Raw genomic sequence first — 18,981 nt, 5'->3', positions numbered from 1 at the left:
GCATGACACCTCCCGGAAAAGCGGGCCGGCCCCGCCTCGTCACCGTTCGAATATGGTCGCGGTCGCAGCACGACTGAAACCGTTGCGCGGAAGCTCTCCGTATTGTTCGGCGACGCTCGGACGCTCCACATTGGCGTCCACAGCCCCTGCGAAGGGAGAAGGAGACCATGAGGAAGATCGCGATTCTCGTCGCCGCGTTCGTCATTCGGAAGCTGCTGAAGAAGCTCTGAAGGCGGTCGCCGAACCCGCTCCGGCTCCGTACCGCCGGGGTGACCCTGCCTCGCGCCGCTAGGAGCCTGCGCCGCAGGAGCGCGGCGGAAGCCATCGGATGCCGCCCGCGGGGTCTCGCGAGCCGAAGTGTCGGTCGTTTTCCGGACGGGAACGCGTTGTAGGCGGGGAGACGGCCCGGCGGGCGGCGTTCGGGCGGGGCCGCGGACCTCTTTTTGTGCCCCGGGGGACGCTTGACACGGATTTTCGGCCCCTCACGCTGCCTGAAGGACGTGGAGGCGCCTCATGTTGAGCGCCAGGCACACGAGGTCCCACTCGCCGCGCACCTTCTCCAAGCCCCGGAGGCTGAACCTCCGGAACCCCATCGCCTCCTTGACCCAGCCCATGGGCGCCTCCGCGATCCACTTGCGCTTGGCGTACACCGCCCGGCCCTCCGGAGCCGCCAGCTTCTTCGCCATGCGCGCCCTCGCCGGCTGCTTCTCCGGGTCGGGCTTGCCGGCCCCCTTGCCCTCCCGGCCCAGCGCTACGTAGCCGTCGATCCCCCGCGCCTCCAGAGCCGCCAGATCCTCCTCGTTACAGTAGCCCGCGTCGGCCAGCACCTGGCCGGGCGTCTCCCCGCACCGCCCGGACACCTCGTCCACCCGTTCCACCAACTGCCCCTGGTCGCTCGCGTTGTCCGTCACCGCCGTCCCCACCACCAGTTGGCTCTCCCCGTCCACCACCGCCTGCGCGTTGTAGCACTGCTGGTAGCCTTCCGTGCTCGTCCGCATGATCCGGCTCTCCGGATCCGTGAAGTTCGTCTGATCCTTCGCCTCCGGCTCCCCGTACGCATGCTTGTACGGCGGCCCCCCCTTCGGGTTGCGGTCCCACTCCGGCTTCCGGCCCCGCGCGTCGTCCCGCTCCCGGGCCTCCGCCTCCAGGCGAGCCTTCGCCGCCCGGATCGCCGCCAGACGGTCCTCCCGGCGCTTCAACTCCTCGGGCAACTCGTCGCCCCGAACGTCCTCCCCGTGGCGCTCGTCCTCCTCCGCGTCGATCGCCTCGGCCGCCGCCAGAAGATCCGCGATCTCCGCCTCCAGGCGGGCCTCTTCCGGCCCCATCCGCCCATAGCTCATCGCCTTCCGCTTGCTCGCGTTCGCGCGAACCTTCGTCCCGTCCACCGCCACCCGGCCCAGCCCCGCCAGCCCCAGTTCCCGCGCCAGGCGCACCACCTCCGCGAACAACGCCCCGAACGCCTTCAGGTTCTTCTTCCGGAACTCGCACAACGTCCGGTGCGCCGGAAAGTTCCCCGCCGCCAGCATCCTGAGCGCCACGTCCTCCTCCAGACGCCGCGCCAGCTTCCGGGACGAGAACACCCCCGTCGCGTACCCGTACACCAACACCTTCACCATCATCCGAGGATCGTACGGGCTCCGCCGCCGCCCATCCCCTTCGTACCGCGCGTAGAACGGCGACAGGTCCGCCGCGTCCACCAGATCGCTCACATGATGCGCCAAGTGCCCCGCCGGTACCCACTCCCGAAGATCCTGCGGCAGCAGCAGCTGCTGGTCCGGATCGTACGGCCGGAACCTCGTCCTCATCCTCTCCGGATCGTACGGTAGGGACATCGTCCCCATCGCCACCTCCCCGCGCCGAACGTGAACCGGTCACAGCCCGGCATCACCATAACCATCCGGCACGCGCCGCACCATCGGCTTCTACGGCGCAGGCTCCTAGTCCGGGGATGGCCCGACCCGGCCGGGCCTCATCGCCGTGAGGAAGCGGATCGGCCTCAACGCCTCCCGGTCGTACGAGTAGTAGATGAAGATTGGCGTGCCCCGCATCTTCTTCCGCTCCACGAAGCCCCAGAACCGCGAATCGAAGCTCGAGTCGCGGTTGTCCCCCAGCATGAAGAACCGCTCCGCGGGGATGACGATCGGTCCCCAGTTGTTCCGCGTGGGCTCGTATTCCTCGCGAGCGGGGTCCTCCACCAGGTACTCGGTCTGCCACAACATCATCGGGTCCCCCGAGTCCGGCTGGCGGCGATTGCGGAGGGCATAGGGCTCCTCGAGCGCGGCCCCGTTCCGGTGAAGGACGCCGTCCTCCATCCACAGCGTGTCCCCCGGCAGGCCCACGGTGCGCTTCACGATGTCGAGTCCAGGCGAGTGGTCGGCCCGGAATACGATGATGTCGCCGTGTTTCGGTTCCTTGTACCCCGGGACGCGGAAGTCCGTGAGAGGAACGGACGAGCCGAGCGACATCTTGTTCACGAGCAGGAAATCGCCGACCAGCAGGGTGTCCTCCATCGAGCCCGACGTAATGACGAACGTCGCAAGCAGGAAGCTCCGGAAAACGAAAAAGATGATGGCCGCGACGAGCAGGGTGCGGGCCCAGTCGAGGAACCAGGCGCCGCTGAAACGCGGTGGCGGTGGCGGACGCTTCCGCTTCGATCCCTCCTCTTCGCTCCCTTCGCGGATCGTGTCTCTCGCTTTCCGACCTCGTGCCATTGCTCTCCAGCCGCTCGTTCCATGGGCACCAGCGGCGCCGGGCTTCATCGTCATCGAGGGGACGCTACTCTGCGAGCCCGGCGTCCGCCGCGCAAACCATTGAGGAGGCTAGTCAGGAGAGGGGCCGATCCGTTCCGGTCTCATCGCCGTCAGGAAGCGCGCCGGCTTCGGCGCCTCCCGGTCGTACGAGTAGTAGATGAAGAACAACGTCCCCCGCATCTTTTTTCGTTCGACGAACCCCCAGAACCGCGAGTCGAAACTGTCGTCGCGATTGTCCCCGAGCATGAAATAGCGCTCCTTGGGGACGATGATCGGCCCCCAGTTGTCCCGCGTGGGGTGGTACCCTGGCCGTGCCTCCGGTGACAGATGCGCGGTTTGCCACAGCATCGGTGCGTCCGACGCGTCGGGGATCCGGGGGTTCCGGAGCACGTAGGGTTCGTCGACCTCTATTCCGTTCCGGTAGAGGACGCCGCGCACCATGTGCAGCGTGTCGCCGGGGAGGCCGATGGTGCGCTTGACGATATCGAGCCCGGGCGAGTGATCGGCTCGAAACACGATGATGTCGCCGGGTTCCGGCTCGGCGTATCCCGGAACCCGGTAGTCCGTGAACGGGATCGTGGAGCCCGGCGACACCTTGTTCACGAGCAGGAAGTCACCCACGAGCAGTGTCTCTCTCATCGATCCCGACGTGATGACGAAACTGGCGAAGAGGAAGGTCCGGAAGAAGAACAGCATGACGGCCGCGAGGGTCAGCGAGCGGATCCAACCGACAAACCACGCCCGGCTGAACCGTGGCGGAGCGGGGGGCCGCTTCGTTTCCTGACTTCGTGCCATGATCACCTGACCTCTTTGCGGGGACTGCCGGCGCCCCTTGCGCCGGAAGGTTACATGATTCCGTCGGTGTAGAGATGGAGCCGCCAGGTAGCGCCGCCGCGTACGGCGCGGGCGATGTCGATCCGGAACAGACCCTCCAGGATCGAAAAGCCGGCCCCGACGCTCGAGCGCCAGCCCTCTGTTCCGAAGCCGTCCCGGGGCCCCGCCCATGCCGCATCCCAGAAAGCGGTCACACGCAACGCGCTGCCGCCCACGTCGTACGAGGGGTCGCCGATCCGGAAGCCGCGTCCCAGTTCGACGCGTCCGAGCCAGAAGCTCTCCCCGGCGGCCGCCCCGGGGTCGAAGGCCCGCAGCGTGTACGACCCGCCGAGGTGGAAGTGCCGCTGGAGCGGCGGCTCGCCGAACACTCTTCCCGTCGCACCCTCCAGCGCCAGGCTCCACAGCCCCAGAGGGAGTTGGAGTGCCGCCGAGACCGCCACCCGGCCGTAGTCGCCGAAGTCCCCCGTCGCGGCTTCACCCCACGCCGAACCGCTCAGGACCGGGACCCCGGGGTCGACGGAACTGAACGCCCGCCATCGGCCCGAGATGCCGGCGATGTCACCACGCTCGGCGAAGATGTTGTCGGGGAAGGCCGCGTCGCCAACAAGGTTCGGGAGCGAGGCGTCGCTCCGCTTGGGGGCGTTCTGGTGGCGCTCCGCGAACAGCGCCGCCTCGACCCGCGTGCGGGCGCCCTGCCGGCTGGCCGAGAGTTCGAGCCCGGTCTCGCGGAAGTAGAGGCCTTCGTCGTATCCCAGCATCAGGCTGTTGAACGAGTTCCCCAACGAGAGAGGACGACCCCAGTCCCCGAGGTCGGTCAGCCGACGGTACGCGGTGATCCCGAAGCCGCCGCGCGCGGTCTGTCGGCGCCACCCGACTTCCACCCCGGGCTCCCATTCGGGGATCCCGATCCGGGGCGTGACCGCGAACTCCGAGGAATTGCCCGTGGGCCAGCCGAACCGGGCGTTCAGCGATAGTCCTTCGACCCGGTTGTAGCGGAGCCTGCCCAGCCCCGGAATCAGGTCGAGATGCGGGGCGAGCGCGCCGGCCGCGGGGATGCGGAGCGACGAGAGGCGATTCCTGAGGTCGTCCAGTTCATCCGCCTCGAACGCGACCACCCCCGGGGAGAACAGGGGTTCGAGCAGTTCCGGAGCCGCGACGAGGTCGTCGATGGGAGGGACGATGATCACCACCGGCCGCGAATTCTCCGGCAGCGAATCCGCTTCCGCGGTGAGCGGGTCGTCGCGGGTCCCGTCGGCCACGCGCTCTACCCGGAGCCCCACCCGAAGCCCGACCCTGGATGCCTCGAGCGTGTCCGCTTCGGGAGTCCGGATCTCCTCGCCGCGGTCGACCCAGCGGGTCCAGCCGGGCGGGAGATCCTCCCCCGGATCGAGTGTTTGCTCCTGGTCGACGAGATAGTCCTCGAACGTCCGCTCGAAGCGCACGGGCACGCTCCACCGCCCCGCCACGGTGGCCGTGGCATCGAACGCCATGCGGTTCGGCAGCCACCAGCGAAGTTCCTGGAGTCCGTAGTCGATCGTGATGAAATCGACCCTGGCCCGGATCGGCTTCACGAATCCGGGCACGTCATCCGCGTCCTCCGGCTGCTCGCGGTCGAAGTCGTACTCGATCGCGGGACGGTAGGCGGCCCGGGTCAGGACGCCGGCATCGGCATCGAACCAGAAGGAGCCCGCGATGCGGTCGAAGCGGCCCTCGCGCGGCTCCACGATCACTTCGATCAGGGTCACCGTGCGGTCCGACCCGGCAAAGCGGATTCTCAGCGTGTCGCCGGAGCGGTACCAGTAGTGGAGGGCGGCCGTGTCGGCCAGCGGGTGGAGCGCCCAGTCCGAGCCGACCGCCACGTGTTCGCTGGCCGGATCGAGGATGTCGAAGTCGAGGTCGAAGGCGTCATCCTCGCGCAGGTCGTCCTCGAACTCGACGCCCAGGCCGGCGATCGGCACACCCCGCCGCACTCCCAGCCAGCGGATGATGTGGTCGCCCTCGGCCGCCCAGCGCATGCGCGCCGCGCGCTCCTGGTGAAACATGGCCCGTTCGCGCCGAAGCGCCCGGCCGCCGAGCCCGGCGTAGATCCGCTCGCGGTACGTGAGTTCGAAGCTGGTCAGTCCGTCGGCCCGGGCCTTGCGCTGCGCTCGCGCGCGTTCGATCAGCGCCGCCACGCCGGCGTCCGCGTAGGCGTCGGCCGGCACCTGCCGCAAACCGGCGGCGCCCGGGGTCGGCGGCGGATCCTGGAGGGCGTCCGCGTCGCCCGACCCGCCCGAGGCAAGCCACAGGGCCGCCAGCGAGAGGACACACGTGGCGCGACGCGCTCGGTTCAATCCAATCCCTCGTGAAGACGTTCCGGTCGGCGGCTCATGAGCGACCCGACCGCCCTCGAGCGTGAATGCATCCCGCCAGGGAGTGCTACGTCTATGTTTCAGCAGACGTTTCAACAGGCTACGACGTCACCGAACCGGCAAATGGGCATCTATTCCGAGCACATTTTTCCGCGTCTCATGGAGAGCGGCCTCAAGGGCGAAGTGCACCGCGGCTATCGGCGCAGGGCGCTCGCTCGCGCGCACGGAGAGGTGCTGGAGGTCGGCTTCGGGACCGGATTGAACCTCGACTGCTATCCGGAGTCCGTGCGCCGGGTCACCGGCCTCGATCCCGCGGCGGTGCTCGAACGCCGCGTGCGCGGGCGCGTCGCCGAGGCCCCCTTCCCCGTGGAGCGCATCACGCTCGACGCGGCCGACCGGCTGCCCTTCCCCGACGGCCACTTCGACACCGTGTCGAGCACCTGGACGCTGTGTTCGATCGAACGGCTGCCGACGGCGCTCGTCGAGATGAGACGGGTACTCAAACCCTCGGGAGAACTCCTCTTCCTCGAACACGGGAGGAACGGCGGGCGGTGGGTGGCCCGCGTCCAGGATGCCGTCAACCCCCTTCAGAATCTCGTCGCCTGCGGCTGCAACGTGAACCGGAAGATCGACGAGGAGATCGAGGGCGCCGGGTTCCGGATCACCGAACTCGAGCGTTTCATCATGCCCGGCGTGCCCCGGGCGCTGGGGTCCGTCTACCTCGGCGCGGCCCGCCGAGCCAGCGGGAGGCGACTCACAAACCCGCAGCGAGTCAGGCGCTGAGCGTTCTTCGCGCCAGAGAGGCCCCGGCCAGGCCCGCGACCGCGGGACCGAGTAGGAAGAGGAGAGCCAGGGCCCAGTGGCCCGACGAGGGGTCCGTGGCGGAGACCCAGACACCGATGAGGCCGAGGAGGCCCGGACCCCAACCGGGAGCCAGCCCCCAGAGGAGCGGACGCGCACCCCGATGCCACCGGGTGAGTGCGAATCCGACGGCGAGGTAGAACAGACCACCGAGCGCGATGAGGCCCGCTCCCGGACCGACCGGCAGGTCGCGAAACACGAGGGCCAGTCCGACGAGACCCGCCAGCAGGCACACGACGATCGACCCGGTGATCTTCCCGGTGATCTTTACAGCGGCTTTCATGGCGTGCGAAGATGCGGTGCGCGTCGCAGTTTCTCAAATCTCAAATGGCCCGTGCCCGCGACCGCGCGAGGCGCCGTCCCGGAGGAAAACGATGAGACCACACTCGTCCCGCAGGCGGCCAACGGCTTCCGTCGCCTTGAGTTGGATCGCCATCCCGCTCGCGATCATCGGCCTCGCGCTCGGGGTCCGGGCCGACGACGCGTCGGCCGACGGGATTGCGACCGGGAGCGGGGCGGCGGAGCTGGAAGATCTCGCCTGGATCGCGGGCCACTGGGGCGGAGAGGCGATGGGGGGACAGATCGAGGAGGCGTGGTTCAGCCCGGCCGGCCGGTCGATGTCCGGCTCCTTCCGGCTCGTGCGGGACGGTCTCGCGATCATGTATGAGCTGCTTCTGCTCGAGCAGGACGACGACGGCGAGATCTACTATCGCTTCAAGCACGTGGGACGCGGTTGGGCGCCCCGCGAGGAGACTGCGCTCGAGTTTCGTCTCACGGAGATGGAAGGACGCAAGGCGACGTTCCGGAATACGGCCCCGGAGCCCCCCGAGAACGGATTGTTGTGGTTCACCTACGAGAGTCCGACGGAGGACGCGCTGCGCGTGACGATTCACGGGAGCCGCGGCGGGGATCCCGCCGTGTTGGCGATGACGCGGCGCTGAACCGTATTTCGGAGACCACGTCAGACGTTTGACTTCATGAACCCCCTCGGAGGGAGGAGCCTCGAATGGCGGCTTACACTTGCGACGAATGCGGGATGAGCATCGGGACGATGACGTGCGGCCAGTGCGGCGCGGAACTGACCCACGATACGCTGGTCAAGGATGACGTCAGCGCTGTCCACGTCTCCAGGTGCCCCGCGGGGCACGGCATGGTGAAGTCGCCGATGTGCTGCGGGCAGGATATGGCCTGCCGGGTGTAGTAGCCGGCGGTGATCGCCCCGAGGTGGCCGGGAATTGAACCGGAGACGAGGAATCGCCATCCTTATGGAGACGGTCCGGACCTCGGGGAGACGGTCCGGGCCTCGACCAGCGGGGGTAACGTGAGTGTATTGCGGTTACGAACCAGGTGGGGCCTGCTCGCGGCGCTGACCCTGGCGGCGGGTGCCGTGCCGGTGGGGCCGATCTCGGCGCAGGAAGAAGCGGAACGACGCACGGCCGAACTCATCGGCCAGGTGGTGAGCGCCTCGACGGGGCTCCCGATCGAGGGCGCCACGGTCCAGTTCGTGCGGACGGTGGCCGGCGCGATCACCGACGCCGAGGGGAACTTCCGGGTCCCCAACGCACCCGCCGGGAGGGACTCGCTCGAGGTGCGTTTCATCGGCTACGAACCGAGCTACGCCGTCCTCGAACTTCAGCCCGACGTGACGACGCGCGTGACGCTGACCCTTTCCCGCACCGTCGTTCGCATCGCGGACCTGACGGTCGAGGTTCGGCAAACCCGCCGCGCACGGAACCTGACCGGCTTCGTGGAGCGCTTGGAGAAGGGGTTCGGGACGTTCTACACGCCGCGCGAGATCAGGACCCGGAACCCGCGACTCCCCAGCGACCTGTTGCGCGGCGAACCGAACATCTCGGTCGGCCGCATCGAGTACGGGCGCGCCGAAGTCTATCTGGGGCAGGGGGCCCGGCTCGGGTGTCCGCCGGCGCTCTACCTCGATGGGATGTACCAGTCGGGGATGCAGTTCGACGATCTCCCGAAGGAGGATCTGGGCGCGGTCGAAGTCTACAAGCGCGACGTCGAGACGCCGATGGAGTTCCTGCGTACGGGCTCCACGTGCGGCGCGATCGTGGTGTGGACGCCGGGCGGCCCCGGCTTTCTGGACTGGGCCGGCGACCTCCCCGAGCCGTTCGAGTAGCCCCGATCCCGGTCGACCCGCGAGGGCTTCGTCGTCAGTCCCGCCCGCCCGCGGGCTCGCCGTTCAGGGACAGCGTCCATTCGAGTTCCATGTCCTTCCGGAGCGAATGGTAGACCGAGCAGTATTTCTCGAACGAGAGCATGACGGCGCGCCGCGCCTTCGCCTCGTCCACCTGCCCGGCCAAGTGAAACTCGAACTTCAGCCCCTTCACGTAGCGCGGCGCCGTCTCCGAGCGACGGAACCGGGTCGAAACCGAGAGCGCAGTGAGGGGTTGGCGTCCCTTCCGCAGGATGTGGACGACATCGATCGCGGCGCACGCGGCGACCGCTTCCACGAGCAGGGCGACGGGGCTCGGGGCGACCCGCTGATGCCCGTCGATCCGCGTCTCGAACCCGGCCCGTTCGGCCGTGAATTCGAGGCCGCCGTTCCAGCGGAGTTGCGTTTCTTCGCGGGTTTCTTCGAGGCTCATCACGGTCCTTCCGGCTGGAGACGAACGCCGCAAACATAGGCTCGGGCCGCTGAAACCGCTCCCGGACGGGGGGCGTACGGGTTCTTCAGGAGGTGCCACATGCTCGACTTCATTGGGAACTTTCTCTGGCTCATCGTCACGGGCGTCCTGTCCATCGGGGGGTACGTGACGATGAAGAAGTTCGTCCACCGACGCCTGCGCTTCGTCGACGGCGTGCACCGGCGCGGCGTTCCCGTCCTGGCAGGCGTCGCGGCCTGGGCCGTCGCATTGCCGGCCGCCATTCTTCCCATCCTGAACCCGATCACCGCCATCCTGTTCGGCATCGGAATCGGGGCCGGGGTCGCGGCGGGGAGGCGCGAAATCAAGCGCCTCCCGAGCCCCTGAGTCACCAGGGGCTGCGGGCGCCCGCGGACGGCTGCGGGCGCGGCGTAGCGGCCGGGCCCGACGAACTCACCAGGCGACGGGACGCGACCGCGATCGTGTACACGCGCTGGCTGGCCGGCGACAGGATGTAGGCGCGCGCCCCATCGTCGGAGAAGAGGATCTCCCGTGGCTCGCCGGGCAGGGAGATCTCGCCGATCCTCTCCCCGGATGCCATGGCCGCAACGGTGACGGTGCGGCTGGCTCGGTGTGAGATCCACGCTTCCCGTCGCCCGGCATGAAAGGCGATCCGCACGGGTTCCTCGCCGCCGCTCGGAAACCGCCTCAGCTCTCGAAGATCGTCGAAGTCACCGAACACGCTGATCGTGTGATCTCCGCTGTTCACCACCCACACTTCGTCGCCCGCCGGTGCGACCGCGACGCCGCCCGGCCGCCGACCCGTCGGGACCCGCCTCGACAGGACGGTCAAGCGGTCGATCACGGCGATGTCGTCCGACCCGGAATTCGTCGTGAACACGCGACGTCCATCGCGACTGACCGCAATGTCGGTCGCGCCCTGTCCCCCGGTCCTCCACAGCATCATGACTTCGCCGGTCCGCGCATCGACCTCCACCACGCCGTTCTCCGCTTCGCTCGTCATCCAGAGCCGGGCCCCGCCCTCTCCGACCGCGATTGCGCCGAGTTGCCGGTAGTCCCGCGGCTGGAAGACCGCATGGACGCTCCGCGCTTCGAGGTCGATGACGGTCACTCCGTGCCTCAGAGGCGGCGCGCCCGCACCTCCGTCCGGCGACGGCGCGGCGTCCCCCGACCCCGTCGGCTCGGGCTCCCAGGCGTAACTCGTCACGTACGCGAAGCGGCCGTCCGGACTCAGGGCCACACCGCGGGCGTCGGGGCCGGTGGGGAGGCTGGCCACGACGCGGTAGCGGAGGGGGTCCACCAGCAACACCCTCGGGACCGCCGCGCCCGACGTCACCAGGGGGATGAGCCGGGGGCCACCTGCGGGGCCTTCCGGGGAGAGCGTCCGCTGGGCGGCGACGGGGGTGGCGAGTGCGAGACCGAGACCGAGAACGGAAATCGTGAGGGGCGTGTGAAGGAGTCTTGGGGTCGTCCGCACCGTCTTCCCTTCTTCCACGGCGGGCACGACCTCTGCCCGGGATCCGGAGTGAGCCCTTGAGCTTCGCCACGTCGCCCGAGCTTACCCGGCAGGGCCGGCCAGGTGCCCGGACGGGGTTGTCCCGATCCTCCAATGGGACATTATGCGATCATGACCTTCTCCGTCGACCCCCATCGCCTCACGGCCATGCTCGCGGACCTCGTTTCGACGAACTCCGTAAACCCGACCCTCGTGCCCGGAGCCCCGGGGGAAGCCGCGATCGCCCGCGTGACGACCCGCCACATGCGCGAGGCGGGGCTCACCGTGGACCGGTACGAGCCGGAGCCGGGCCGCCCCAGCGTCGTCGGACGCCTTCCCGGCACGGGGGGCGGTTCCACCCTGATGCTCAACGCGCACTACGACACGGTGGGCGTGGAGGGCATGGCGGACCCGTTCGCGGGCCGGGTCGAGGACGGCCGGCTGTACGGGCGCGGCGCCTACGACATGAAGGGCGCGCTCGCCGCCTGCATCGAGGCGGCGCGGCTTCTCCGGGACTCCGGAACCCGCCTCGCCGGGGACGTCCTCGTGGCCGCGGTCGCCGACGAGGAGTACGCGAGCCTCGGCACCGCCGACCTGGTCGCGCGGCGCGCCCGGGGCGAACTGGATTTCGACGCGGCGATCGTCACAGAGCCCACCTCCCTGGATCTCTGCGTCGCTCACCGCGGCTTCACCTGGATCGAGATCACGACGCGGGGCCGCGCCGCCCACGGGAGCCGCTACCGCGATGGCGTCGACGCGAACCTTCGCATGGGCCGCGTCCTGCACCGGCTGGAGGGGCTGATCGAGGAGCTCCTCGCGCGTCCGGGCCATCGGCTGCTCGGCCCACCCTCGATGCACGCGGCGCTCGTGGAGGGCGGGACCGGGATCAGCACCTATTCCCCGCACTGCACGCTCCGGATCGAGCGGCGCACCGTGCCGCCCGAGACTCGGGCCTCCGTGGAAGGCGAGATCTCGCGTCTTCTCGACGATCTGCGCGCGGAGGACCCGTCGCTGGAGGTCGAATGGTCGACCTTCTTCCACCGCGAACCCTTCGAGACCACGCCGGAGGCGCCGATCGCGGCCTGCGTGTCGCGCGCGGCTCGCCGGGTGCTCGACCGGGACCCGGCCGTGATCGGCGATTCCCCCTGGATGGATTCGGCCCTCACCCAGGCGGCGGGGGTCGACTCCGTCGTGATCGGACCGCACGGGGCGGGCGCCCACGCGGACGTGGAATGGGTGGACCTCGACTCGTGCGCGCGCCTCGCCGAGATCCTCGCCGAGGCCGCCGCCGACTACTGCCGCTGACTTACTGCCGCTGAAGGGTCCCGATAGCCATCACAGGCCCGGCTGACGTGCGGGTTCACCGGCCATTCTCTCGCACGGCGCGAGCGGCGAGAACAGGTCGGCCGAACAGAGGGCCGAAGTGACCCGGGCTGCGATCCAGCTTGTGATCAGGGGGTGCGGAAGGAAGCCCTCGGTCGGGGTGTATTCGAGACCTTCGAGGACCCCTGCGTAGGGGCCGAACCCCGATACGCGGTACGGGACCACCAGGACCCGGCGTCCACGTTCGCCCATGTCGGCGACCGCCGCCCGGATCTCCCGCTCCGCCTCCGCCCTCGCCTCGGCCCAATCCTCCCTGAGGGTGGCCAACCGCACCTCGCCGTATCCCGCGGACCGCAGCGCCTGCGCACTCTGCCCCATGGCATCGAGAAGGTGCTGGTTCTCCGCCTCCACGCCCATGCCGTGCGCGAGGAGCAGGAGGCCGGTCTCGGGCGGGTGTGCGCCGGCCGAGCCGGCACGGTCGAGGAGAATGCCCGCTACCTCGTCGGAACCCGCGAGACCTTCCCGCGTCAGCAGGATCCGGCCGCTCGTTGCGAGCGGGTCGAGTTCCGACCCGTCGACCATGCGGTGCCCCACCATCGCCATGCGCGGGGCGTCGGGGCGCAGTCCGAAGAGGAATTCCGTCGGGTGCAGAAAGGAGGCGCCCGAGACGAACAGTCGCACCACGGCCACGGTGTTGACTCCCTCGTCCTCGAGGGCATCCAGCGCAGCCTGCAGCGTGCCCGGGTCCGCCATGCCCAGAGCCAGCGCCACGGGGATCCGGTCGCGTAACGGCTCGAGGGCGGCCTCGACGCGACCGTTCCAGTCCTCACCCGCGCCGTGGGCCATGACGAGCACCCCGGGACGAGTCTCGGCGGCGGCCGACGGCGGTTTCCCTTCCGGATCCGCGGCAGGTCCGGTGACCCGGGGAGACACGTTCGCGGACGCGCATCCGCCCAACGCCCAGAGCACGGCGAGAGCACCGGCAGGCGCACGGGTCCGGAGCAGGCGAGATGTCATCTGGTTACCCCTCGCACTGAAAATGACAATGAGAGTCGTTCTCATATAGGAAGGCCGGGAGAGAATGTTCCCGCACAGCGAACGTCGCACGAATTGGCGGCGCTCTTCTCCGCTCGCGGGAACATTGGCGAAGATCACGTTGGGCGCGCCGGAATTCGCGGTGACGAGCTCCGGATAGCCATCCCCGTTCAGGTCCCCGACCGCGACTCCGTAGGTGCCGCAGTCGTCGCACCCGAACCGGAATTCCTCGAACGGTTCGCCCGTCTCGGTGCCCCGGTTGAAGTACACGGCGTTCCGGGCGCCGGCGTTGGCGACGATGATGTCGAGGTCCCCGTCGAGATCCAGATCGGCGAGGACGATGGCATAGCTCTGATCGTCGTCGCGCCCGAACATCCGGCTTCGCTCGAAGGTCCCCGTTTCGTCGCCGTAGTACACCGCGTTTCGTTCGCCGATGTTCGCCACTACGACATCGGCGAAGTCATCGCCGGTCACGTCGCCGGTCGCCACGCCGCGCGTCTCGTCGCCGCCGGTGCCGTAGGCGGTGCGCCGATCGAAGAGCCCTGCATCGTTCCAGTGGATCGCATTGGCCCCGCCGTCCCGGTTGGCGAGGACGAGATCCAGGTCCCCGTCCGCGTCGAGATCCGCCGCCGCGACATCGATCGTGGAGTCGTCCCCCGCCCCGAACGGGGTCCCCTCGTCGAAGGCGCCGGCCCCGTCGCCCCGGAAGATGAAGTTCTGCCGACCCCGATTGACGACGAGGATGACCGCGTTCGCGTCGCCGGCCAGGTCCGCCAGGGTGAGACTCCGGGTCGAACTCGGAGTGCCGAAGGTGCCGCTCCTCTCGAAGCGTCCGGTCCCATCGTTCAGGAACACGAGGTTGCGGGTGCGATCGTTCCCGGTCGCGATGTCGAGGTCGCCGTCCACGTCGAAGTCGGCGAGGGGGGCCGCGTACGTGCCGTCCTCCTCGTCCCCCAGCCGGCGGGCCAGCGTGAACCCCGCGCGTCCGTCGTTCAGGAAGATCCGGTTCTGCTCGGGCCAGTGCCGGCCGTTGGCCACGACGATGTCGAGCGCACCGTCGCCGTCCACGTCGCCCAGACTGACCGAGGCCGTGAGCCGGCTTTCGGGGCCAAGGGGGCCGAGCGGCCGGAACGTCCGCTCCTGCTGGCCGCTGACGCCGCGCGCGGTGAACGGGAGGGCCGCGAGGGCGCATAGGGCGAGGAGCGCGGGACTCCGCCGGGGCATCACGCGGGGCCCGGGCATCACGCGCCGGTCCATGCAAGACTGCGCTCCCACAATTCCCGGGCCAGATCGGCATCGTACGCCTGCGCCTGGGCGCGGACTTCCTCCTCGACCTTGAAGTACCGTCCGGTCACGTCATCGCGGGCAGGGTCCTCGACGAGCCGCATGACGGCGCGGCCTCCGACCTCGGGCCGGGTCAGCAAACTCCTGGTCATGCGCATCAGGAGACCGAGTGTACTCCGGTTCCTTCTCGCGATCCGCGTCCGGAGCGTCCCCGGGTGCAGGGTGTTGGCGGTGATCCCCCGGTCTTCCCACCTCCGAATCGACTCGAACGTGAAGAGGACGTTGGCCAGTTTCGTGTCTCCGTAGGACTTGAAGCCTCCCCTCCAGGCGTCGCCGCGCGCGATGGCTTCGAGCCCGGCCCGCCGCAGATCGCCGTAGCGGTGCGCATCGGAACTCACGTTGACGATCCGGCCGCGCCCGGCCGCGAGGCCGTCGAGGAGCAGGTGGGTGAGGAGGAAATGGCCGAGGTGGTTGGTCGCGAACATCATCTCGAAACCCTCCGGCGAGATCTCGCGGCGGTGCAGCCACGCGCCGGCGTTGTTCACGAGGATGTCGATCGCGGGCAGCCGAGCGGCCAGGCGCCCGGCGAGCGCCCGTACATCGGACGGGCGCGAGAGGTCGGCGATTTCGAGGCGAACCTCGGCGCCCGCGGCGGCACCTGCCCGCTGCATCTCCGCCAGGGCCTCCTCTCCGCGCCCGCGGCTGCGGCAGATCATGGTCAGGTCCGCACCCGCCTGGACGAGCAACTCCGCCGTCGATTTGCCGACACCGGAGTTCGCCCCGGTGACCACGGCGATCTGTCCCTTGACGCTCATGTGGTCCCCTGTGTCCATGGCTCCACTTCACCGGGCGGGGAGGGCGAAGGCCTGGAGTTTCGAATCGACCTGCCCGTCGGCGGAGGTGGCGACCACGACGAACTGCCGCCCGGCACGAGTACGGTACGTCATCGGGTTGCCGCGCCCCAGGCCGTCGCCCAGGTCCCCCCGCCACAGCGTTTCGGCCGTCGCTCACGTCCATCGCCTCCAGCCACGGCGTCCCGCCGGCCAGGAAGACGATCCCGCCTGCCGTCACCAGCGGTCCCGAGGTCGTGCCGTGGCTCTGCGGCGTCCCTCCCATCGGGGGCAAGTCGAGCCCCACCAGCGACGGGTGCTCGCGGATCGCCGAGTCGTCCCCGAAAGGACGCTGCCACAGGTGCTCGCCCGTGTTGAGGTCGATCGCGGTGAGCGTGCCGTACGGCGGCTTGATGATCGGAAGCCCGCCCGACACCGAGAGGGTGCTCGCGAAGTTCGGTAGATAGTCCGCGTCGCCGGCGCCCGGTTCCCCCTCGGCGACCCGGGCGAGGAACGGGTCGTCATACGCTTTCACGAACATGTGCCCGCTGGCGGGATCGATCGCGGCGCCGCCCCACCCCGCCCCGCCGATGAGGCCCGGCATCATGATCGTCCCCTCGACGGAGGGGGGCGTGAAGATCGGCCCGGTGCGGTGGCGCCCGAACACCTCCAGAGCTTCCGCCCTCAGTTCCGGCGTGAAGTCGATCAGGTCGTCCTCTGTGATCCCCTGCCGGGCGAACGGCGCCGGCCGCGTCGGGAAGGGCTGCGTCGGCCACGGCACCTCCCCGGGCACCGTGCTCTCCGGCACGGCGTGCTCCTCGACCGGCCACACGGGCTCGCCGGTCAGGCGGTCCAGCACGTAGGTGAACGCCGTCTTCGTCACCGCCACCACCGCGTCGATCCGCCGTCCGTCCACCTCGATCGTGACGAGGCCCGGGGGCGCGGGCAGGTCGTAGTCCCACAGCCCGTGGTGCACCGTCTGGAAGTGCCACACCCGCTCGCCCGTGCGCGCGTCGAGACACACGAGCGACTCGGCGAACAGGTTCTGGCCCCGCCGGTGGCCGCCGTAGAAGTCGTTGTTCGGGGTGGAGACGGGCAGGTAGACGAGCCCCCGCTCGGCGTCGAGCGAGAAGGGCGCCCACACGTTCGCCGAGCCGGTGTAGGACCACGACTCGTCCTCCCACGTCTCGACCCCGAATTCGCCCTCCTTCGGGATCGTGTGGAAGGTCCACAGGAGTTCGCCCGAGCGCGCGTCGAACGCCTGCACGTCGCCGGGGGGGTTGTTGCGGTAGATCCTGTTGTCCGGGACCCCGCTGCCCACGATGACGATGTCCTCGAACACGACCGCGGGAGAGGTATTGGAGATGTGGAGCCGGTTCGCGTCCCAGGCGAGACCCTCCGTGAGGTCGACCTCGCCCCCGTCGCCGAAGCCCGGGATCAGCGCTCCGGTGGCGGCGTCGAGCGCGATCAGCCGCCAGCGCGTGTTGAGGAAGATCCGCCGCTCCCCACCGTCGCTCCACTGCGCGATCCCGCGGTGACAGAAGCGGCATCCGCGGTGCAGGTTGCCCCACTCCCACGACCGCGGGTCGTAGCTCCACAACTCCTCCCCTGATTCCGCGTCGAGGGCGACGACCCGGTTGTAGGAGGTCGAGAGCCACATCGTGTCGTTGATGACGATCGGCGTCGCCTCGAACGCCCCCGGCGCCACCCGCTCGCCCTGGATGGGGCTGGCCGCGTCGGGGACCGGCGTCTCGCCCGTCTCCCACGTCCACGCCGCCTCGAGTTCGGTTACGCTGGAGCGGTCGATATCGTTGAGGGACGAGTACTTGAGGCCTCCGGGATCGCCCCCATACACAGGCCAGTTGTCGTTCGCGTAGGCCGCGGCCGAACCCCCTTCGCCAGTGCGAATCCCGGGCGTGCCGCAACCGGCGAGGGCGAGTCCGATGACGAGCGCCCGGACAGCCGCCGGGGGCGCGGGCACGCGGTCAGCCGTCCTCATCGACCGCCGCGATCACCTTGACTTCGATCAGCACACCGGGACTGTACAGTTCGGTCACGCCTACCGCCGTCCAGGACGGAAGCTCCGGCAGGAACTCGTCCTTGACCGGCCTCGGTGCGCGTGAAGGCGGTGGGAGCATCTCTACCTCGCGGTTGGTCGGAAACTCGAGTACGGGAGCCGGAATGTGCGGAGAACGCGCGCGGCCGGCGAGCCCGGGACTGCCGCCGGGCGTTGGCGTCGCCGTGGCGTCAGCCCGCGATCCGGGGAGACGGATTGTGCTCCCGTGCGTATTCGAGGCAGGCCTCCCAGTCCGCTTCGTAGAAGGCCCTGGCCCTCTCGAGTTGCTCGTCGGTGAGCAGCGGCTCGGGACTCAGGATCCACTCCGGCGCCACGCGTCCGAGACCCACGCCGAGGTGCCAGGCGAGCCGTCGCGACCGCACCCGAAGCCAGCGGCGCGCGGGGTGCTCGGAGGGTTGGCGCCGTGTGAGCGGCCGGAGCCGGCCCACCTCCCGCAGAAACCGGTATTGCCTGTCGCCATACGAGCGGTTCACGGGGCGGAAAGCGATCTCCCTCTCGTCGTACGACGCCCCCACATAGTCGGCGATCGCGCGCACGAACCCCTGCGGATTCGCGACGAGCCGGTCGAAGAAGAGCACGAGCGGCCGATGCTCGAAGTGCTCCTCCAGCACGCGTATGCGCTCGCGGAAGAGGGCCGAGGACTGGGGACGGACCCCCGCGTCCCGCTCGAAATCGATGAAACACTGGAACGGGACGTAGCGGAGTTCCTTGATCTCCCGCAGGTACACCGAACGGAGCCATCCGTCGTGGCGGCGGAGGACCAGGATCGGCCGGGCCGCCGGCGCGGCGCGCGCGAACCACGCCACCGACGGCGTGAACTCGTGGTATCCCAGCTGCCGCGACACGAGAACGGGGAGATCTCCGCCCCTGGCGATGATCCCGGCGCTCTTCCGGAACCGGGTGCGCGGGATGTAGCGCACGCCCCGGAAACGCGGGAAGACCTGCTCCTGCAGCCACCGGGACGCCGCCCTCCCCGCCCCGACGTGGAAATAGACGTCCGGCCTCATCGAGGCTCCGCCGAGCGACGGGGCCGCGGAATCCAGCGGGGAACGCTGCGGCAGTACGCGTCGAAGGGCTCGCCGAATGTCCGGCGCAGATCCGGCTCCTCCTTGAGAACGACGAAGGCGGTCAGCCACAGCCAGTAGGCGAGCGCGTACCCGAGCAGCCAAGCAGACGAGAAGAACACGGCCTCTGCGAGGAGGATCAGCACGACGCCGAGCAGGAGCGGATGGCGCGTACGCGCATACGAGCCGTCCTTCACGAGTACGGTGGGGGCCACCCCCGGGACCGCGGACGTCCGCCTCCGGAGCAGGCGCACGGCTGACCAGAGATAGAGGTAGACGCCGAAGCCTCCGAGCGCCGCACCGAGCCAGCGGAGATGCCCGATGTCCACGGCGAGCAGCGGGAGTTCGCCCGTGCTCCGCAGGATCAGGGTCGGAATGCCCACCGTGAAGACCCCGTGCAGGACGACCGCGGTGAGCGCGGTCCTGAGCACGGCAGTGAGTGACGGCTTCATT

General features: G+C 69.4%; 18 protein-coding genes and 2 pseudogenes. 6 read left to right on the top strand and 14 right to left on the bottom strand.

All coding sequences use genetic code 11. The features are described from left to right. Positions 1-482: 482 nt before the first annotated feature. The 4 genes from ACPXY0_RS05520 to ACPXY0_RS05505 all read right to left on the bottom strand — a co-directional run bounded on the left by ACPXY0_RS05520 (position 483) and on the right by ACPXY0_RS05505 (position 5,917). Positions 483-1,805, bottom strand: coding sequence for an IS1182 family transposase (locus ACPXY0_RS05520; protein ID WP_423925228.1), 1,323 nt, complete (start codon positions 1,803-1,805; stop codon positions 483-485). Positions 1,806-1,937: 132 nt separating this feature from the next. After that, a complete protein-coding gene (lepB, locus tag ACPXY0_RS05515) occupies positions 1,938-2,711 on the bottom strand; it encodes a signal peptidase I (protein ID WP_419941474.1) in 774 nt (257 codons plus the stop codon). 108 nt (positions 2,712-2,819) lie between these two features. Then, complete coding sequence (gene lepB, locus ACPXY0_RS05510) at positions 2,820-3,545, bottom strand: signal peptidase I (protein ID WP_423929220.1); 726 nt, start codon at positions 3,543-3,545, stop codon at positions 2,820-2,822. Between the two features lie 50 nt (positions 3,546-3,595). Continuing rightward, entirely contained in the window at positions 3,596-5,917 is a 2,322-nt protein-coding gene (locus ACPXY0_RS05505; protein ID WP_423929218.1) for a hypothetical protein, read from the bottom strand. A gap of 141 nt (positions 5,918-6,058) precedes the next feature. Here ACPXY0_RS05505 and ACPXY0_RS05500 point away from each other — a divergent pair, with 141 nt between their 5' ends. Then, on the top strand, positions 6,059-6,718 hold the full coding sequence (locus ACPXY0_RS05500) for a class I SAM-dependent methyltransferase (RefSeq protein ID WP_423929216.1): 660 nt from the start codon (positions 6,059-6,061) through the stop codon (positions 6,716-6,718). On the opposite strand, the gene ACPXY0_RS05495 is transcribed toward ACPXY0_RS05500, so the two are convergent. Next, complete coding sequence (locus tag ACPXY0_RS05495; protein ID WP_419941470.1) at positions 6,708-7,079, bottom strand: hypothetical protein; 372 nt, start codon at positions 7,077-7,079, stop codon at positions 6,708-6,710. The two genes, ACPXY0_RS05500 and ACPXY0_RS05495, sit on opposite strands and share 11 nt — an antisense overlap. 91 nt (positions 7,080-7,170) lie before the next feature. On the opposite strand from ACPXY0_RS05495, the gene ACPXY0_RS05490 reads away from it, so the two are divergent. The 3 genes from ACPXY0_RS05490 (at position 7,171) to ACPXY0_RS05480 (ending at position 8,933) form a co-directional block, all read left to right on the top strand. Further along, positions 7,171-7,737 (top strand): DUF6265 family protein, encoded by a 567-nt coding sequence (locus ACPXY0_RS05490; RefSeq protein ID WP_423929214.1) that lies wholly within the window; start codon positions 7,171-7,173, stop codon positions 7,735-7,737. 65 nt (positions 7,738-7,802) lie between these two features. Further along, on the top strand, positions 7,803-7,997 hold the full coding sequence (locus tag ACPXY0_RS05485) for a hypothetical protein (protein ID WP_423929212.1): 195 nt from the start codon (positions 7,803-7,805) through the stop codon (positions 7,995-7,997). A 120-nt stretch (positions 7,998-8,117) separates the two neighbouring features. Next, positions 8,118-8,933 carry a carboxypeptidase-like regulatory domain-containing protein gene (locus ACPXY0_RS05480; RefSeq protein WP_423929210.1) on the top strand — a complete coding sequence of 272 codons (816 nt, stop codon included), beginning with the start codon at positions 8,118-8,120 and terminating at the stop codon, positions 8,931-8,933. Positions 8,934-8,967: 34 nt separating this feature from the next. Here the strand turns inward: ACPXY0_RS05480 and ACPXY0_RS05475 are convergent, their stop codons facing one another. Continuing rightward, a complete protein-coding gene (locus tag ACPXY0_RS05475; RefSeq protein WP_423929208.1) occupies positions 8,968-9,402 on the bottom strand; it encodes an OsmC family protein in 435 nt (144 codons plus the stop codon). A 99-nt stretch (positions 9,403-9,501) separates the two neighbouring features. Here ACPXY0_RS05475 and ACPXY0_RS05470 point away from each other — a divergent pair, with 99 nt between their 5' ends. Next, complete coding sequence (locus ACPXY0_RS05470; protein ID WP_419935773.1) at positions 9,502-9,786, top strand: hypothetical protein; 285 nt, start codon at positions 9,502-9,504, stop codon at positions 9,784-9,786. 1 nt (position 9,787) lies between these two features. Here ACPXY0_RS05470 and ACPXY0_RS05465 read toward each other — a convergent pair whose 3' ends face one another. Then, on the bottom strand, positions 9,788-10,924 hold the full coding sequence (locus ACPXY0_RS05465; protein WP_423929206.1) for a hypothetical protein: 1,137 nt from the start codon (positions 10,922-10,924) through the stop codon (positions 9,788-9,790). Positions 10,925-11,047: 123 nt separating this feature from the next. Between ACPXY0_RS05465 and ACPXY0_RS05460 the strand changes: the two genes are divergently transcribed. Further along, positions 11,048-12,220, top strand: a complete 1,173-nt coding sequence (locus ACPXY0_RS05460) for a M20/M25/M40 family metallo-hydrolase (RefSeq protein WP_423929204.1) — start codon at positions 11,048-11,050, stop codon at positions 12,218-12,220. 30 nt (positions 12,221-12,250) lie between these two features. On the opposite strand, the gene ACPXY0_RS05455 is transcribed toward ACPXY0_RS05460, so the two are convergent. The 7 genes and pseudogenes from ACPXY0_RS05455 to ACPXY0_RS05425 form a co-directional block, all read right to left on the bottom strand. Then, complete coding sequence (locus ACPXY0_RS05455) at positions 12,251-14,530, bottom strand: FG-GAP-like repeat-containing protein (RefSeq protein ID WP_423929202.1); 2,280 nt, start codon at positions 14,528-14,530, stop codon at positions 12,251-12,253. Continuing rightward, entirely contained in the window at positions 14,515-14,661 is a 147-nt protein-coding gene (locus tag ACPXY0_RS05450) for a hypothetical protein (RefSeq protein WP_423930779.1), read from the bottom strand. The genes ACPXY0_RS05455 and ACPXY0_RS05450 overlap by 16 nt, the downstream gene beginning before the upstream one ends. Positions 14,662-14,988: 327 nt before the next feature. Beyond that, positions 14,989-15,372, bottom strand: a pseudogene (locus tag ACPXY0_RS05445) (SDR family NAD(P)-dependent oxidoreductase); the annotation flags it as partial. A 976-nt stretch (positions 15,373-16,348) separates the two neighbouring features. Continuing rightward, positions 16,349-17,386 (bottom strand): annotated as a pseudogene (locus ACPXY0_RS05440) (PQQ-binding-like beta-propeller repeat protein); the annotation flags it as partial. Then, positions 17,373-17,525, bottom strand: coding sequence for a hypothetical protein (locus tag ACPXY0_RS05435; RefSeq protein ID WP_423929200.1), 153 nt, complete (start codon positions 17,523-17,525; stop codon positions 17,373-17,375). The pseudogene ACPXY0_RS05440 and the gene ACPXY0_RS05435, both read right to left, overlap by 14 nt. A 109-nt stretch (positions 17,526-17,634) precedes the next feature. After that, entirely contained in the window at positions 17,635-18,471 is an 837-nt protein-coding gene (locus ACPXY0_RS05430) for a hypothetical protein (protein ID WP_423929198.1), read from the bottom strand. Further along, positions 18,468-18,980 carry a methyltransferase family protein gene (locus ACPXY0_RS05425; RefSeq protein WP_423929196.1) on the bottom strand — a complete coding sequence of 171 codons (513 nt, stop codon included), beginning with the start codon at positions 18,978-18,980 and terminating at the stop codon, positions 18,468-18,470. Before ACPXY0_RS05425 ends, ACPXY0_RS05430 begins: the two co-directional genes overlap by 4 nt. Between the last annotated feature and the right edge of the window lies 1 nt (position 18,981).

Origin of the sequence: Candidatus Palauibacter sp. (genome assembly GCF_965237495.1) — a bacterium.
Classification (GTDB): domain Bacteria; phylum Gemmatimonadota; class Gemmatimonadetes; order Palauibacterales; family Palauibacteraceae; genus Palauibacter.
The sequence above is the reverse complement of the archived record's forward strand: the minus strand, read 5'-3'. Positions and strand labels throughout refer to the sequence as shown.